Origin of the sequence: Solirhodobacter olei, assembly GCF_004010155.1 — a bacterium.
GTDB lineage: Bacteria > Pseudomonadota > Alphaproteobacteria > Rhodobacterales > Rhodobacteraceae > Solirhodobacter > Solirhodobacter olei.
In genome coordinates, this window is record NZ_RRYH01000013.1 from 43,671 (window position 1) to 59,010 (window position 15,340).

Annotated in this window: 14 protein-coding genes; 8 read left to right on the forward strand and 6 right to left on the reverse strand. The window is 63.8% G+C overall.

The window, feature by feature from the left end:
- Positions 1 to 7: 7 nt before the first annotated feature.
- The 3 genes from EIP85_RS11025 to rpe are packed head-to-tail and all read left to right on the forward strand — an operon-like array spanning position 8 to position 2,119.
- Positions 8 to 427: a ribulose bisphosphate carboxylase small subunit gene (locus EIP85_RS11025; protein WP_127902243.1), complete on the forward strand. Its 420-nt coding sequence runs from the start codon at positions 8 to 10 to the stop codon at positions 425 to 427.
- A gap of 49 nt (positions 428 to 476) precedes the next feature.
- Entirely contained in the window at positions 477 to 1,418 is a 942-nt protein-coding gene (cbbX, locus tag EIP85_RS11030) for a CbbX protein (RefSeq protein WP_241559969.1), read from the forward strand.
- Positions 1,415 to 2,119, forward strand: a complete 705-nt coding sequence (gene rpe / locus EIP85_RS11035; protein WP_241559970.1) for a ribulose-phosphate 3-epimerase — start codon at positions 1,415 to 1,417, stop codon at positions 2,117 to 2,119. Before cbbX ends, rpe begins: the two co-directional genes overlap by 4 nt.
- A 315-nt stretch (positions 2,120 to 2,434) precedes the next feature.
- On the opposite strand, the gene EIP85_RS11040 is transcribed toward rpe, so the two are convergent.
- The 5 genes from EIP85_RS11040 to EIP85_RS11060 all read right to left on the reverse strand — a co-directional run bounded on the left by EIP85_RS11040 (position 2,435) and on the right by EIP85_RS11060 (position 9,013).
- Entirely contained in the window at positions 2,435 to 3,142 is a 708-nt protein-coding gene (locus EIP85_RS11040) for a DNA helicase (RefSeq protein WP_127902244.1), read from the reverse strand.
- A 399-nt stretch (positions 3,143 to 3,541) separates the two neighbouring features.
- The gene (yicI, locus tag EIP85_RS11045; RefSeq protein ID WP_127902245.1) at positions 3,542 to 5,881 is read right to left on the reverse strand and encodes an alpha-xylosidase; all 2,340 of its coding nucleotides are present in this window, start codon (positions 5,879 to 5,881) and stop codon (positions 3,542 to 3,544) included.
- 37 nt (positions 5,882 to 5,918) lie between these two features.
- Positions 5,919 to 6,800 (reverse strand): carbohydrate ABC transporter permease, encoded by an 882-nt coding sequence (locus EIP85_RS11050; RefSeq protein ID WP_127902246.1) that lies wholly within the window; start codon positions 6,798 to 6,800, stop codon positions 5,919 to 5,921.
- The gene (locus EIP85_RS11055; protein WP_127902247.1) at positions 6,797 to 7,708 is read right to left on the reverse strand and encodes a carbohydrate ABC transporter permease; all 912 of its coding nucleotides are present in this window, start codon (positions 7,706 to 7,708) and stop codon (positions 6,797 to 6,799) included. Before EIP85_RS11055 ends, EIP85_RS11050 begins: the two co-directional genes overlap by 4 nt.
- A gap of 48 nt (positions 7,709 to 7,756) precedes the next feature.
- Positions 7,757 to 9,013: an ABC transporter substrate-binding protein gene (locus tag EIP85_RS11060; protein WP_127902248.1), complete on the reverse strand. Its 1,257-nt coding sequence runs from the start codon at positions 9,011 to 9,013 to the stop codon at positions 7,757 to 7,759.
- Between the two features lie 211 nt (positions 9,014 to 9,224).
- On the opposite strand from EIP85_RS11060, the gene EIP85_RS11065 reads away from it, so the two are divergent.
- Positions 9,225 to 10,262: a LacI family DNA-binding transcriptional regulator gene (locus EIP85_RS11065; RefSeq protein ID WP_127902249.1), complete on the forward strand. Its 1,038-nt coding sequence runs from the start codon at positions 9,225 to 9,227 to the stop codon at positions 10,260 to 10,262.
- A 1,367-nt stretch (positions 10,263 to 11,629) separates the two neighbouring features.
- On the opposite strand, the gene EIP85_RS11070 is transcribed toward EIP85_RS11065, so the two are convergent.
- Positions 11,630 to 12,088, reverse strand: a complete 459-nt coding sequence (locus EIP85_RS11070) for an MFS transporter (protein WP_277749297.1) — start codon at positions 12,086 to 12,088, stop codon at positions 11,630 to 11,632.
- Positions 12,089 to 12,379: 291 nt separating this feature from the next.
- Here EIP85_RS11070 and EIP85_RS11075 point away from each other — a divergent pair, with 291 nt between their 5' ends.
- From EIP85_RS11075 to EIP85_RS11090, 4 genes are read left to right on the forward strand one after another with little or no spacing between them, the layout of a single operon-like run.
- Positions 12,380 to 12,592 carry a Flp family type IVb pilin gene (locus EIP85_RS11075; RefSeq protein WP_206615507.1) on the forward strand — a complete coding sequence of 71 codons (213 nt, stop codon included), beginning with the start codon at positions 12,380 to 12,382 and terminating at the stop codon, positions 12,590 to 12,592.
- The gene (gene cpaB, locus EIP85_RS11080) at positions 12,589 to 13,485 is read left to right on the forward strand and encodes a Flp pilus assembly protein CpaB (RefSeq protein WP_164871703.1); all 897 of its coding nucleotides are present in this window, start codon (positions 12,589 to 12,591) and stop codon (positions 13,483 to 13,485) included. Before EIP85_RS11075 ends, cpaB begins: the two co-directional genes overlap by 4 nt.
- Before the next feature lie 17 nt (positions 13,486 to 13,502).
- A complete protein-coding gene (locus tag EIP85_RS11085; RefSeq protein WP_164871704.1) occupies positions 13,503 to 14,813 on the forward strand; it encodes a type II and III secretion system protein family protein in 1,311 nt (436 codons plus the stop codon).
- The gene (locus EIP85_RS11090) at positions 14,813 to 15,340 is read left to right on the forward strand and encodes a CpaD family pilus assembly lipoprotein (RefSeq protein ID WP_164871705.1); all 528 of its coding nucleotides are present in this window, start codon (positions 14,813 to 14,815) and stop codon (positions 15,338 to 15,340) included. Before EIP85_RS11085 ends, EIP85_RS11090 begins: the two co-directional genes overlap by 1 nt.

Genomic DNA, 15,340 nt, shown 5'->3' on the forward strand with positions numbered 1-15,340 from the left:
AAGCCAGATGAAACTCACCCAAGGCCAGTTCAGCTTCCTGCCGGACCTCAGTGACGACGACATCCGCGTGCAGGCACAATATGCCATCGACAAGGGCTGGGCCGTGTCGGTGGAATGGACCGACGACCCGCACCCCCGCAACACCTATTGGGAGATGTGGGGCCATCCGATGTTCGACAACCCGGATGCCGCGGCGGTGGTCTACGAGGTCAACGAGTGCCGCAAGGCGCATGGCGGCAAGTATATCCGCGTCATCGCCTTCGACAGTACGCCGGGCTGGGAGTCGATCCGGATGTCCTTCATCGTGAACCGTCCGGCGGAGGAGCCCGGCTTTCGCGTCGTGCGCCAGGAGGCCGAGGGACGGGTCATCCGCTACACGATCGAGAGCTATGCCGTGCGCCAGCCCGAAGGGGCGCGCTACGCCTGACCTCCCGGGTGCCGCTTCCGGGTGGCATCCGCGTTTCGCAGGAGCCGACATGAACAATACCGAAACCGAGATGCGCCCGGAGACGGCACGGCCGCAGACGGTGGACCTCGCCGCCGCGTACCAGGCCTCTGGTGTGCGCGACGTGCTGGATGAACTCGACCGCACCATGATCGGGCTCGGGCCGGTCAAGCAGCGCATCAAGGAAACCGCGGCGCTCCTGCTGGTGGACAAGGCGCGGCGCGAAATGGGGTTGGCGGTCGAGACGCCGACCCTCCACATGTCCTTCACCGGCAATCCCGGAACCGGCAAGACGACCGTGGCGTTGAAGATGGCAGATCTGCTGCATCGCCTCGGCTATGTCCGCAAGGGCCATCTCGTGACTGTCACGCGCGACGACCTCGTCGGCCAGTACATCGGCCATACCGCCCCCAAGACCAAGGAGGCACTGAAGAAGGCGATGGGGGGCGTGCTGTTCATCGACGAGGCCTATTACCTCCACCGCCCCGAGAACGAGCGCGACTACGGGCAGGAGGCGATCGAGATCCTGCTGCAGGTGATGGAGAACAACCGGGACGACCTCGTGGTAATCCTCGCCGGCTATGCCGACCGTATGGACCGATTCTACTCGGCCAATCCGGGATTCCGCTCGCGCATCGCCCATCATATCGAATTCCCGGACTATACCGACGAAGAGCTTGCCCGGATCGCCGAGGTTATGCTGTCCGAGCAGAACTATGCGCTGGATGATGGCGCCAGGTCCGCGATGGCCGAATATATCGCGCTCCGGCGGGCACAGCCGCATTTCGCCAATGCGCGTTCGATCCGCAACGCGCTGGACCGGGCGCGCCTCAGGCAGGCGAACCGGCTGTTTTCTACCGCCGCGACGCCGCTCGATGCCGCCGCGCTCTCGACGATCACCGAGGCCGATATCCGCGCGAGCCGCGTCTTCCGCGGCGGTCTCGACACCGATCGCAAACGGGCGATGGAATGAAAGGAACGACCATGCCGCAGATCCGCATCGCCCCCTCGATCCTGTCGGCCGATTTTGCAGATTTCGGGCGGGAAATCCGTGCCATAGAGGCACAGGGCGCCGACTGGGTTCATGTCGATGTGATGGACGGACATTTCGTCCCCAACCTCACGTTCGGCCCCCCGGCGGTGAAGGCCTTCCGCCGGCACGTCACCACCACGATGGACGTGCATCTGATGATAGCGCCGGTGGATCCCTTTATCGGGGCCTATGCCGAGGCCGGGGCGGATATCCTGACCGCCCATGTCGAGGCCGGGCCGCATATCCACCGCACGCTGCAGGCGATCCGCGCGGCAGGGATGAAGGCCGGTGTCGCGTTGAACCCGGCCACACCAGTCGAGGCGGCCGAGCATCTGCTGGACCTTGCCGACCTCGTCTGCGTGATGACGGTGAACCCGGGTTTCGGCGGGCAGAAGTTCATCGACCTCGCGCCGAAGATCCGCCGTCTGCGCGGGATGATCGGCGACCGGCCGATCCATATCGAGGTCGATGGCGGCGTGGACCCGACCACTGCGCCGGGTCTGGTCCGAGCCGGTGCCGACGTGCTCGTCGCCGGATCGGCGGTGTTCCGCGACGGGTCTGCTGATGCGCCAGAGGCCTATGGCCGCAACATCCGCGCCATCCGCTCGGCGGCGGCGTTGCTCGAGGGGGTCGCCCCATGATAGGAACGGGCGGCAGGCTGCCGTTTGACGAGGGCGCGGCGATAGACGGCTTCTAGCCCTGTTGATCCACCCTGCGATCGGGGCCGTCGGGCTGCAACGCGCCCTCGACTTTGCCGTTCCACGGCAGGGCAGGGCGCCCTAGGAGCCGCCGTTCGTTGAGCGGGGCCTGAGGTATTGGAAGTGCCCAGCCCGGCCGCTCGCGTGTAGCATCGAAAGATCCAAGAGCAGCTTTTGGCCGCCGTCGGCATGCTTCTCGCTGCAGCATACCTACTGAAGCAGCCGCCGGGGCTCGTTGTCCCGCCCCGGCAGTAGGTCTCACGCTATGCGCTGCACCTTGATTTCTCCCGCATTCAGAAAACAGGCCTTGGAAAAGACCTCAATCGGGACGGGATTCGGAAGGCGAAGGTCCGTCAGGTCCGGCACTGCTGATCGCTCCGGGTCGTAGGAACGGTCTACCTGCGAGATGAAGGCGAGAATTGTGCCGGTACTGCGCGCAAATTCCTGCAGGACATGCAGCTGCTCTGCCAGGGCGGGCTTGCTACGCTGCTGATCAAGAATTTGCAGGTAGTCGATGACGGCGACAGTCTCGCGCGGCGCGCCGGACAAATACCGAGTGATGAAGTCGGCGCTGATGTCGTTCGAAGTCACGATCTCCAGCGCGCGTGCCGTCACCTGGTCATTCAAGGACTGGATCCGGTCCAGGACCTCGTGCTCTGTGTACTCCAGCGTGAAGAAGACGGCCCGACGTCCGTCGAGGACAGCATCGATCAGAAGCTGCAATCCGAGCCTTGTCTTGCCGTGCCCGGGTCGCGCCGCAAGCAGGAGCATGTCCCCTGCCGCGAGGTCTGGCAGCAGCGAGGTGGCAGGCGGGCTCATCATCAGGCGAGAAGAGAGTAGACTCCACGCCACAAACCCCTCTTCGCGCGCGATGCGGTCCAAGGCATCGTGCAGGGGAATATCTTCGTCGCGGGCCATGAGCTTGGCCCGCCGCTTCAAGCTGTGGATTGGTGCGGATAGCCGCATAGGGAACCTCCATTCCGAGCGGATGACGCAACCCCTCCTTATGCGATCGCTCGAACAGATGGTTCGATGACGTTCGACGCCCTGTATGTGCGATACTTCCCGAACTGGAGGGAGGAGGCGCGGGCCAAGCCTGGTTGGGCAGAGTATCCCGGGTGCCGAGTTCGAGCAAGGTTAACAGCAGATGAGGGGCTGGTCGCCTCCCTTGGCCGTGCGCTGTCGCAACAGCAGCAAGGCGCCTTCATCTTGGTCGTTCAAGTTTCCGGGTGCGATGCCCTGAAGCTGCGGTTCGCAACGCCCGCTGGCAAAGCTCAGTAGGAGCAGGAGGTGTCTTTCGCCGCGGGCTTCCGCAACGTCCGGGAAGGGTAAAGGGGATCATGGCAGCCGTTCGGCAGTTTATCTTCACGCTCGTTTGGTCGAGTTCACTAATATCTGTCCCCGAGGTGAAGTGATTGGCGGCTTCAGGAGTAACCGGTCCCTACCCATGAGACGCCAACCGCGATCCTTCCAAGTCGCGTTGCCTTCAGCCGATACCACGTCATGCCCAACGATCCGGAGGTGCCAGGGCGCATCTCCTTCCGATTCCACCAGAATCTCGCTTCCGTCGCGACTGGCAGTCACCGTGAGAGGATGCGCACCTGCCACCTCGCATCGCGCCGTCGCTCCGTCAGCGAGGGCGTAGAGGGTGACAGTGACACCCTCGGCGAAGTCGTAGTCGACCGTGTTGTCGTGCGCGCCCGTCGGCAGGAGCGTGCCCTCCCGGACATAGAGCGGCAAGCTGAAGACATCGTGGTGTTCCCGATGCCAGCCGCCGGTCTTTTCCTCGCCCGTCATCAGATGCGTCCAGCGGCCCGGAGGAAGGTAGACGTCGACCGTGCCATCCTCAGAAAAGACCGGGGCGACAAGCAGGCTGCTGCCCAGCATGTACTGACGGTCGAGCGTGGCGGCACCCGGATCTTCGGGAAACTCCAGAACCATCGCCCGCATCATCGGAACGCCGGTCCGGCTTGCCTCGACGGCGGCGGCGTAGAGATAGGGCATCAGGCGGGACTTCAGGCGGGTGAACTGCCTGAGCACCTCGACGGCCTCGTTGTCGAAGGCCCAGGGCACGCGGTAGCTGTCGGAGCCATGCAGCCGGCTGTGGCTGGACAGGAGGCCGAAGGCGCACCAGCGCTTGTAGACATGTGCGGCGGCGGTGCCTTCGAACCCCCCGATGTCGTGACTCCAGAAGCCGAAGCCGCAGAGGCCGAGCGAGAGCCCCCCGCGCAGGCTTTCAGCCATCGAGGCATAGTTGGAATCGCAGTCTCCGCCCCAGTGGACCGGGAACTGTTGGCTGCCGACAGCGGCGGAGCGGGCGAAGACGATTGCGTCCTTTCCGCGTTCGCGCTGCAGCAGCTCGAAGACCACCCTGTTGTAGAGGTAGGCATAGTAATTGTGCATCCGCTCCGGGTCGGAGCCGTCGTGCCAGACGACATCGGTCGGGATGCGCTCGCCGAAGTCCGTCTTGAACGCATCCACGCCCATGTCGAGGAGGCGTTTGAGGTGGCCGCAGTACCACTCGGCGGCCCCGGGATTGGTGAAGTCGACGATGGCCATGCCGGGCTGCCACAGGTCCCATTGCCAGATGCTGCCGTCGGGCCGGCGCAGCAGGTATTCCTTCTCGCGCCCCTCGTCGAAGAGAGGGGAGAGCTGGCTGATGTAGGGGTTGATCCAGAGGCAGGTGCGGATGCCCCGCGCACGGATGTTCGCAAGCTGGCCTGTGGGGTCCGGAAAGGTCTGTGGATCCCATTCGAAATCCGTCCAGTGCAGCCCGCGCATCCAGAAACAATCGTAGTGGAAGACCTGCACGGGGATGCCCCGTTCCTGCATCCCGTCGAGAAAACCGTTCACAACGCCGGCGTCGTAATCCGTGGTGAAGGAGGTGGAGAGCCAGAGCCCGAACGACCAGACCGGCGGCAGTGCGGGCCGGCCGGTCAGTCCGGTGTAGCGTGCGATCACATCCTTGGGCGTCGGGCCGTCAATGACGAGATATTCCAGCACCTCGCCGGGAACGGAGAATTGTGCCTTTGACACCTTCTCGGTCGCGATCTCGAAACTGGCGCGGCCAGGGTTGTTGACCAGCAGGCCCCAGCCCTTGGACGTCAGGAAGAACGGGATATTTTTGTAAGCCTGATCGGTGCCGGTGCCGCCGTCGCGGTTCCAGATTTCGACGCTCTGGCCGTTCTTGACGAAGGCCGTGAAGCGCTCGCCCAGACCATAGACATATTCGCCTACGTCGAGGTCCAGCCGCTCGAACACATGCGCTGCGCCGGTGTCGCGGTCGCGCGCCTGGCCCGCGGCCTTGAGACCGCTTCCGGTCAGCCGGCGCCCATCGCGCAGGAAATCCAGCCGGTAGCGTCCCTCTCGCGGCAGGCGGGCGGAGAGCTGCCCTGTTTCAAGGATGGCCTCTTGCCCGGTCCAGCGGATCTGGCCGTGACCATCCCCGGCCGCGAGCGCGAAGTCCGGGCCGAGCTGGCGCGCACCGCGGAAATGCTCCAGGCGCACGGCAATAATCCCGTCAGCAGGAGAGGTCAGCCGCAGCAGGAATACCCCGGTGTTGAGCTGGTCGCCCCGGCCCTTCAGGTCCCGCGTCGCGATGATGGCGACGAGGCCGGTTCCCTCGGCCCGGACCTCATGCACATGCACCGGGTTGAGGAGAGCGAGGTTGTCCGGAACGAGCCAGTTGCCGTCACTGAATTTCATTGAACTTGGTCCTTGGAGGAGGCGCGGCGTGCGGTCGTCATTTCACCGCCCCGACGATGACGCCCTTCGTGAGCGTTCGCTGGAAGATCAGGAAGAACAGGATGGTCGGCGCTATGCCCAGAAGCGATGCCGCCGCCGTCGTCGTCGGGTCCGAGACGTACTGACCGCTCAGCACCCCCATTGCGACCGAGATCGTCTGCGTGTCGTTCGAGGCCAGAAGCACCAGCGGCAGCAGGAATTCGTTCCAGGTCCAGATAAAGAAGAACGTGGCCAGCACCGCGAGCGTAGGGCGCAGGATCGGCAGCACGATAAGCCGAAGGATCTGCCAGCGGGTCGCTCCGTCGACGCGTGCGGCCTCAAGAAGTTCGTGGGGAAACTCCTGCATCACGGCGGACAGCAGGTAGGTGCCGAACGCCGATTGCAGGACGGTGAAGATGATAATGACCGACCAGAGGCTGTCGAACAGTCCCGCGGCCTTGGCCATGTAGTAGAGCGGATAGACCAGCGACTCCTGCGGGATCATGATGCCGAGCAGGATGAGGACCAGAAGCGCCCGCCCACCCCTGATCCGGCCGATGCCGATCGCATAGGCATTAAACAGGCTCAGCGCGGTGCCGAACACCGCCGCGGCGCCGGACAGAAGGAGGCTGTTCAGCAGCTTGCGGGGAAAGTTGGCGTGAACCCAGAAGGCCTTCAGCCCCGCGATGGTGAAACTGTGCGGCAGCGCAAGCGGCCCGCGGGCGGCGTAATCTGCCGCTGTCTTCACCGCGTTCATGGCCGCCAGTACCAGGGGTGCCAGCATGAGAAGCAGGAACAGGATCAGAAGCCCAAGCACGATCCAGCGGCCGGCGCCGCGCCGTCGCGATCTGCGGCCGGCTGAAGGCTTCGCCGGGGCGGAAGGGATCGTCGCGTCGGTCATTCCATGTCCTCCTCTTCGTCGCGGGACTGTGCCCAGAGGAAGATCAGACCGAGGACGACCGTGATCGCGGTCTGTGCCGTGGCAATGGCCGCGCCGTAGCCCACACGCACGGTGGAGAAGAACTGGTAGTAGGAATAGTAGGATGGCACCATCGTCGAGAAATTCGGCCCGCCGTTCGTCAGCACGTAAACCGGGGCGAAGACCTTCAGCGCGGCGATCGTGGTGGTCAGGCCGACCACGAAGATCTCTGGTCGAAGCATGGGGATGGTGATGTACCAGAACCGCTGGACACTTCCGGCACCGTCGAGTTCCGCCGCCTCGTAGAGCGAAGGATCGACACGGGCGAGACCGGACATGAAGACGACGAGCGAATAGCCGATCTGGAGCCAGACCATCACCGCCATAAGCGCGTAGATCGCGAGCCCCGGATCGCCCAGCCAGTTCCCCTGCAACCCGACCATGCCGAGCCCTCCGAGAATAAGGTTCAGTACCCCGTGTGGATTCAGTATCCAGCCCCAGAGGATGCCCGCGGCCGAAACCGGCAGGATCTGGGGAAGATAGAAGCCCGCGCGAAAGAAGCTCGACAGACCCTGCCCGAAAGTGTTGGCGACGTAGTCGAAGAGCGTCGAGGCCAGGACGAGGCTGATAACGGTCGGCACGACTGCCATGGCGACGACGAAGAAGAGCGTATTCTCCAGCGAGGTCCAGAACGCCGTGTCGGCCAGGAGGCGGGTGTAGTTCGCCAGTCCCACATAGCGAGGCTCGCCGATCCCGCGCCAGCGGGTGAAGCTGATGCCGATATTCATTGCGAAAGGCACCGCCACGACCAGCAGGAAGCCGATCAGGCCCGGCATGAGGTATAGCCACCACGCTGCGGCGTCGCGCCGGTTCCGGGAAAATGTCGCCATGGTTCTGGGCCCCGAAGGGCGGGGCAGCCGCGCTGCCCCGCGCAGGTGTCAGTTCAGGCCAGCGTCATAGGCCTGCTTAAGGCGCTCGCCAAACTGCTTGGGCGTGATCGATCCGCCGATTACCGCCTGGGTTCCCTGCAGCACGACGTTGTAGAACCCTGCGACAGGCCAGTCCGGGTAGAAGCCGAGGCCCTTCTGCGCGACCAGCTTGTTGAACAGCGTCGTGGTGATCTTGCCGACCGGATTTGTGATCTTCGCCGGATCCGCCGCGATCGGAAGCCCGCCGCTATTGCCCATCAGGTTCTGGATCTTCGGGCTGAGCGTGATGCCGATGAAGTCGTAGGCCAGATCCTTGTGCTTGGCCGACTTCGGCACGACCCAGAGGTTCCCCGTCGAGCCCGGCGCGAAACGGTTGCCGGGGAACAGGAACTGGCTGGCGTGGAAGGTCTTGATGTTGCCGAAGGCGGTCGAGAGCCACGTGCCGGTGATCGCGAAGGGCGATTTTCCCGACGTGAACTGGCTGATCATGTCATTGGCGTTCATGCCAGTGGAATCCTTGCTGACATAGCCCTTCTTCACCCAGTCCTGCAACTTCTGGGCGGCATAGACGAAGGGCTTGGTGTCGAGCGGGCCCTTGAGTCCCTCGAAATCGGAGACCCACTTGGCATCCGCCTTGCTCAGCGCCAGCAGGTACATCAGATGCTGCGCGGGATAATCGTTGGCCGCTTCGGCAATCGGAGTGATGCCCTTGGCGACGAACTTGTCCATGTCGGCTTCGAACTCTGGCAGGGTTTTCGGCACGGTCATGCCCGCCTTTGACAGCATGTCGGCATTGTAGAAGACCGAGACGAATTCGCCGTAGTCCGAGATGCCATAGAGTGGACCTGAGCCGAAGATGCCGTTCTGATCATAGCGGCCCAGTTCGACGGCGCTCGGGCTGAGGATCTTGTCCCAGCCGCGGTCGTGGAAAGGCTTGTCCAGCGATTGGAGCAGGCCTTCGCTGGCAACGAGGCCGGCGGTGCCATTGCCCTTGTTGTATTCCAGGACGTCAGGCGCCTCGGAGGAATTCAGGATCAGACTGCCGGCCTGGTTGATCTGATTGAAAGTCTTTAGCTCGAACTCGACGTTCACATCTGGATGCTGCTGCTTGAATTCCTTCAGCGCGGCCGCCCAGGAGATGCCGAGCGCCCCATCTGCCGGCTCGTACCACCAGACCTTGAACGTCTTGCTTGCGGCAAGGGCCGGGCCGGTTCCAACGGTCAGCCCGGCCAGCAGCGCAAGCGCCAGCTTCATCGCAGTCTTCATTTTGTCACCTCCCTTGGTGTCGGTCTTCAGACCCTTCAGTCGACGGGTCAGCCCTGCCTTCGGCCGCGGTCCGTGGTTCCTCCCTTCGGACCCGTACGGGTTGGCAAGGCATCCGTAAACGTTTACGGTAGTATTTCCGAAAACGTTTACGAGTCAATTGCCCTTTTTTGGGACTTCGGTCAGAACGGTAGGATGCAAGGGTGGAGGAGGCATGAGCATTGGCATCAAAGGACTGGCCGAACACCTGAATCTATCCATCGGGACGGTGTCGCGGGCGCTGAACGACCGGCCGGACGTGAACCCGGAAACCCGCAAGCGGGTCGGCGAGGCGGCCCTCGCGCTCGGCTACGTTCCCAACCAGTCTGGCCGCAGCCTGCGCCGCGGTCAGACCGGCGTCATTGCCTTCATGATGGAGACGGGGCACGAGATCACCGGACAGGGTGACGCCTTCTTCATGAGCATCTTCGACGGGGTCCAGACGGTCCTGGGCCGCCATCATCTCGATCTCGTGGCCCTGCTCTGCCCATCGGATGAGGATGCGGGCGATTACCTGAAGCGGATGGTCAGCCGCGGCATCGCCGACGGGATCATCATTTCTTCGACCAAGAGGATCGATCCGCGGATCGACTTCCTTGCCAGCCGCGGCGTTCCCTTTGTCACCCTCGGTCGGTCAAGCACCGATGCCGGGCAGCCCTGGATCGACATCGACTTCGAGGCCATGGCACGGCAGGCGATCGACCGGCTCGTCGCCCGCGGCCACGAACGGATCGCCGTGACCGTGCCGGATGACGACGCGAACCTCGGACATGTCTTCCTGGACTCCGCGCGGCAGGCACATTCCGCGCATGGCCTGGTGCTCGACCCCGAACTGGCCCTGCCGTTTCGCCCGAACGAGGCAGGCGGCTATGCCGTGGCGGGCCGCCTTCTGGCCTTGCCGGAGCGGCCGACGGCGGTGGTGCTGCTGAACCCGAGCCTTGCCGCTGGCCTTTATCGAGGGCTTTCCGAAGCTGGCGTTCGCCCGGGCAGGGATATCGCCGTGATCGGTCGAGAGAGCCCGCAATCCCCCTATCTGTCGCCAAGTCTGACGCGGTTCCGCGAAGATCTGTTCGGCTGCGGCATGGCACTTTGCGAGGCGCTTCTGGCCTCGATGCCGCGATACGCCGATATCTACCCGACCGGCACCATCCGCCGGATCTGGCCCACGGAACTGATCGACGGCGAAAGTGACGCGTTCAGAGCCGGGAGATAGGCGAAGCGGAAGACCCGCTTCCTGATGCTGGGGCCGGAGACGGGAGGGAGAAACCACGGGGAGATCCGTCTCTTGTTTATGGGAGCGTTCGCCAATACCGGAATTCAACACGCCGTATGATCCGGCCAACGCAATCGCGGCTCATGAGGCCGGCGAACAACTTGAGGGGGCAACGGCCGCCATGCCTGGATTGGCCTCGTCGCTGCCGTTCGTCATACCATCCCTGACGACAGCAAGGCGCCCCCATACCGGCCGGTAGGGGCCGAGGTCGAACACCACTGGAGCGGACCGACCGCTCGGTCCGGAAAGCCGAAAATTGCGTGACGAGCAGGTGCCCAACTCTTCTGAGAGAACGGGCGTTGAGCGGAGCTCCATCGCAGTGGTGACGGCCAGGCGTACAAAAGACAAACGGGACTCCGTTGGCGCAACCCCGGCAACCTAGGCTCCAGACTTCGGTAACGAGGTCGTCCCGATCAAGCCATTTCGCACATAAGGCGCCGGGTGCTGAGGTACGGCTTTCGCATCGGCTTTGTTTGATCCGTCATTGTATGGCCGCTGCCTTCGTCTGAGATCGCCTCGGGTACTGGCTTCGGTCCGCGGTCGGCGCAATGGCTGCCAACATGATGCTGGTTCGATGCAATTCCGGCTTGTCCTCTTATGAGTAAGCCGCGCAGGGCAAAAATCATGCATTTTCTCCGTACCTTTGTCTTGCAATTTGCAAAGCCGGATTCTGTTATTGGACGGGCATGAGGCGCTGCATCGGGGAGCTGCGCGATCGCTTACGTAGCCGTAGGAACAGCATTCATTGAACACGCTGTCACCGGCGCGGTCTACGGCGTTGCCGCTGATGATCTGATCTGGGCGGAACGGGATACCCTTGTCGGCGGCGCCCGGCGGGAAATCATCCGGTTCGGTCAGTGCAACCACCGCGAGTTGGGTCTGCTCAAATGGGCGATATGGGAGTTGCCGGACGGCGAACTCGACGACTTTCAAGCTGACGTCGGGCCGCACAAGCTCGTTATGGATTTTGAACTTGACCGGGTGTGAGCGGGCGATCTGTCAGATACGGAACGCTGTGCCGCGCCGCCCAGTTAGTTCCGCCGGTACTTTCACACAATCGATTATTTGAGATCGCACCCGTGCCGGGCCCTTGCGAGATCATAACCGGCGCGCTTTCGGTCACGCCCACTTAGGCGTCGCGGTCGAAAGTGAGTTGCGCCTGTGCGACGTCGCTCACGGATCCTCCACTCGTTGCGGCTAGCCAGGCAGCCAAGTTTAACGGGAAGCGGGATATGGAAATCTGCCGCGAGATGGCGGGGACAATTTTGGCGGCCGGTGGAACCCGGGTCTTTCTTTGGGGCCAGACCCTACCGGCGCACGAGGCCCAGCATCGCGACGAGCGCCAGTGCTGCCGGCACCAGGCAGGCGAGGAAGATCGCCCGCGCCGCATGCGCCCCGTCCTCTGGTGCCTGCATAGATAGGAACCCGCTGGCATTGGCGACGATGCCGATGACGGCGGCGCCAAGTGCATAGCCCAGCCGCTGCAGCACCGGGATTGCGCCGGCAATGCGCTGTACCTCGTCTCCGTCAGCCAGCGCGGTCGAGCGGCGCAGGATGAAGGTCCAGGACAGTCCGAAGCCGCCGCCCATGGCTGCCATCGCCACGGCCACCAGCCAGACGGACCCTGACGGCATCGCCCAGACCATCAGCAGAAGGCCAAGCGCGACCACGATCATGCCGGTGGCAATCAAGGACCGATCCATGCGTTCGGGCGCGCCCGAAACCAGGATCGCCATCAGGGTCCAACCGATCGAACTGCAGGCCAACTCCGCTCGCAGTTGAGTCGACCCATTTCGCCGTCAAATCCCCGGAATGACGCCTCTTTTCCCGTGAAATAGTTTCGGTACAAACATAAAGTTTACAACTTCTTAAACATTTGCGTTCGCACTGTTGCAGGCCTGCGACAAAAGTATCCCAAAGGTTGCATTTTGTGTGCATGTTTTTCGGAAAGAGGTTGTGACTGCATCAATTGCAACCCTAGCTAGAGGCAGCGGCGCCTGGAGCAAGTCGTGGTTTCTAAAAGGCGACCGGTATAACGATCTACGTGAGGTAAGAGCATGGTCCGTAAGTCCATCCACTACATTGCAAAATCTCTTTCGGTCTTTTCCCGCAACGAGGACGGCGCAACTGCCATCGAATATGGTCTGTTTGCTGCCCTGATTGCCGCGGTTCTGGTGGTCATCGTCGGCAACCTCGGGGTGGTCGTGCAAACCAAGTTCGCTAACGTTTGCACCGCACTCGACAGCACTGGCAACTGTGCAGTGCAGTGACGATCCGCACGATCGGCGTTCTGGCGCTCTCGGGGATCGGAGCGGCCGGAGTGGCCTGGGTCTATGTTCGTAGCGGCCCCGCACCGGTTCCGGCGGCGGCCGAGAGTGTTGCGGTGGCGCCCGCGCAAACCGTGTCCGTGCTGGTGGCGGCCCGGGGCCTCAAGCCCGGAGACGTGGTCAGGGCGGCGGATATCGCCTCGGCCCGGCGCCCGAAAGCGGGGGTGCCTCCGGACGCCATACCGTCCGACGCTGCACATTTCGGTGGCATCACCGGCCGCGTGGTAAGCTATCCGTTGGCGCAGGGGGCGATCTTTGATCCGCACGATCTTCAGGCCGCGCCAAGCGTCGATGCGGCGCTTCTGGCGCGCGGCATGCGCGGCATCTCCATCGCCGTGACGCCACAGAGCGCCGTGGCCGGGCTGCTGACGCGTGGCGATTATGTCGATGTTCTATTGGCTTACAAGACAAGCTCTGGTCAGGAGGCGAGCCGTCGTATCCTGCAGGGGCTGCGGGTTCTGGCGACCGATCAGGACACTGCGGTGACCGGCAAGCCTAGCGGTTCACCCCCCAAGACCGTCACGCTCCAGGTGACGCCGGAGGGCGCGAAGATGGTGGCGTTGGCGCAGCGGGTAGGAACGCTCTCTCTCGCGCTCAGCCGGGCCCCATTGTCGGGGGCGCCGGAATCGGTGCGCTACGATGCGCCCGTCACGGTGCAGGACCTGACCGGGAGCACCGCGGCGGAGGCAGGGCCTACGCCGGCCCCGACCGTGCACACGAGCACGCCGGTTCGCGCCCGGGCGTGGTCGGCAGCAGATGTGCAGATCGTGCGCGGGGCGGGCGTGGCCCGGATCACGCCCGCGGTCACGTCCGGAGCGGGCAAGGGGGGCGGTTGATGCGAGCAGGGTGGTTGGTGGTATTCCTGATCTTCCTGGGGGTGACGGGGGGACAGGGGCGTGCCGCGACCGTGATCGGGGGGGATGGCGCAAAGCTGGGTCTCTATATCGGGCAGGGCAAGCTGATCAAGCTCGACAACGCGGTCGACAATGTTTTCCTCGCCAATCCCGACATTGCGGATGTCGCGGTCAAATCGGCGAAATACATCTACATATACGGAAAGGCTTCGGGCGAGACCACACTTTACGTTTTGGATTCCAGCGGCAATGTCAACTATAGCGCGACGGTGAATGTATCACCCAATTTGAGCGCCTTGTCCGAAGCGGCGCGGTCGGTGGTTTCGGCGGGCCGGATTTCGGTGCTGAATGCCGGCGGGGCGCTCGTGCTGAAAGGCACGGTTGATACGGCCGATGATGCCACGAAGGCGATGCAGGTCGTCAAGAGCCTCGCTGGAAAGAACGCCGTTGTCGTCGACAATCTGCAGTTGATTACGCCAGCGCAGGTGAACCTCCAGGTGCGCATCGCAGAGGTCTCGCGCACGGTGGGCAATGAGTTGGGCGTCAGCCTCAACGGCACCGGTAGCGGGGGGCTGAATTCGGACGGGCAGTTCAGTGGCTCCTTTTCGCTGACCGGATCAGTGCTGAAGGGCAACGCGAAGCTGAACTACATGATCGACACGCTGGCGAAGGAGGGTCTGATCACCATCCTGTCGGAGCCGAACCTGACCGCGCGGTCGGGTGACACGGCCTCGTTCCTCGCGGGCGGCCGGTTCCCGTACCAGACCGGGGGGACGGCGACGACGGCGTCCTCGGTCGTCTTCGAACCCTACGGGGTGGAGCTGAAGTTCACCCCAGTGGTGGTGCGCCCGAACCAGATCAGCCTGGCCGTCAACACCTCGATCCGGGAGCTCGACTTTTCCAACGGCTCCAAGACGCAGACGCAATCGGTGCCGCTGATCCTGGAGCGGAGTGCGTCGACGACGGTGGAGGTCGGGTCCGGGCAGAGCTTTGCCATCGCCGGGCTTTTCGACACCAAGACGCAGCAGGATGTGGCGAAACTGCCCGGTCTCGGAAGCCTGCCGGTTCTGGGCGCGCTCTTCCGGTCGACCGAGTTCCAGAAGGGGGAGAGCGAGCTGGTCGTCGTGGTGACACCCTACATCGTCCATCCGGTTTCTCCCGGTCAGGTCAAGACGCCGGTCGACAAGTTCAAGGCCTCGTCCTTCGTCGGGCGCGCCTTCCTCGGCCAGCTCAGCGCGGATGTGCCGGAGGGAAAGACCGGCGTCTCGGTCAGGGCGCTCAATGGGGCGGCGGGGGCGATGCTGCAATGATGGGACGGGTCGCAACGCTGCTGCTGCTCGGGCTGTCGCTGTCGGCCTGCGCGCCGGACGTGGGCGGTATCCCGGAGGTGCAATCCACGCTGAAGCCGAACTATTCCGAGGCACAGTTCGAATTCGCTTTCGCCCGAGGCGCCGGGCACCTTTCAGTGGCGGAGCGAACGCGGATGATCCGCTTCCTCGGGAGCCTTGACCTCACCCGCTCGGACGAGATCATCGCGACGGTTCCGGCCAGTGGCCTGCCGCGCACGGATGCGGAGCGGGCCCGGGATCTGCGCGGGCTGCTCGCCCTGCGCCGGGCGAAGGTGCAGATCCTGATGCCGGCCGCGAGCTTCGACACGCATCCGGGCGGGGCAGGGCGCGGGATCCTGCGCGTGCTGCGGGCCGATGGCGTGACCGCCGATTGCGGACAGCCGTCCTACCACAACCTCGGCTGCGCGACGGCCAGCAACCTGGCGGCGATGATCGCCGATCCGGGAGACGTGTTGGCGCCGGCGCAGACCGGGACCGCGGCCCATTGA

Excerpts from the sequence above, each read along its gene's own strand:
- EIP85_RS11065 (WP_127902249.1), top strand. The coding sequence starts at position 9,225 with ATGAGCATTGGCATCAAAGGACTGGCCGAACACCTGAATCTATCCATC.
- EIP85_RS11025 (WP_127902243.1), top strand. The coding sequence starts at position 8 with ATGAAACTCACCCAAGGCCAGTTCAGCTTCCTGCCGGACCTCAGTGAC.
- EIP85_RS11050 (WP_127902246.1), bottom strand. The coding sequence starts at position 6,800 with ATGACCGACGCGACGATCCCTTCCGCCCCGGCGAAGCCTTCAGCCGGC.
- EIP85_RS11090 (WP_164871705.1), top strand. The coding sequence starts at position 14,813 with ATGGGACGGGTCGCAACGCTGCTGCTGCTCGGGCTGTCGCTGTCGGCC.
- rpe (WP_241559970.1), top strand. The coding sequence starts at position 1,415 with ATGAAAGGAACGACCATGCCGCAGATCCGCATCGCCCCCTCGATCCTG.
- yicI (WP_127902245.1), bottom strand. The coding sequence starts at position 5,881 with ATGAAATTCAGTGACGGCAACTGGCTCGTTCCGGACAACCTCGCTCTC.
- EIP85_RS11060 (WP_127902248.1), bottom strand. The coding sequence starts at position 9,013 with ATGAAGACTGCGATGAAGCTGGCGCTTGCGCTGCTGGCCGGGCTGACC.
- cbbX (WP_241559969.1), top strand. The coding sequence starts at position 477 with ATGAACAATACCGAAACCGAGATGCGCCCGGAGACGGCACGGCCGCAG.
- EIP85_RS11040 (WP_127902244.1), bottom strand. The coding sequence starts at position 3,142 with ATGCGGCTATCCGCACCAATCCACAGCTTGAAGCGGCGGGCCAAGCTC.
- EIP85_RS11075 (WP_206615507.1), top strand. The coding sequence starts at position 12,380 with ATGGTCCGTAAGTCCATCCACTACATTGCAAAATCTCTTTCGGTCTTT.
- EIP85_RS11055 (WP_127902247.1), bottom strand. The coding sequence starts at position 7,708 with ATGGCGACATTTTCCCGGAACCGGCGCGACGCCGCAGCGTGGTGGCTA.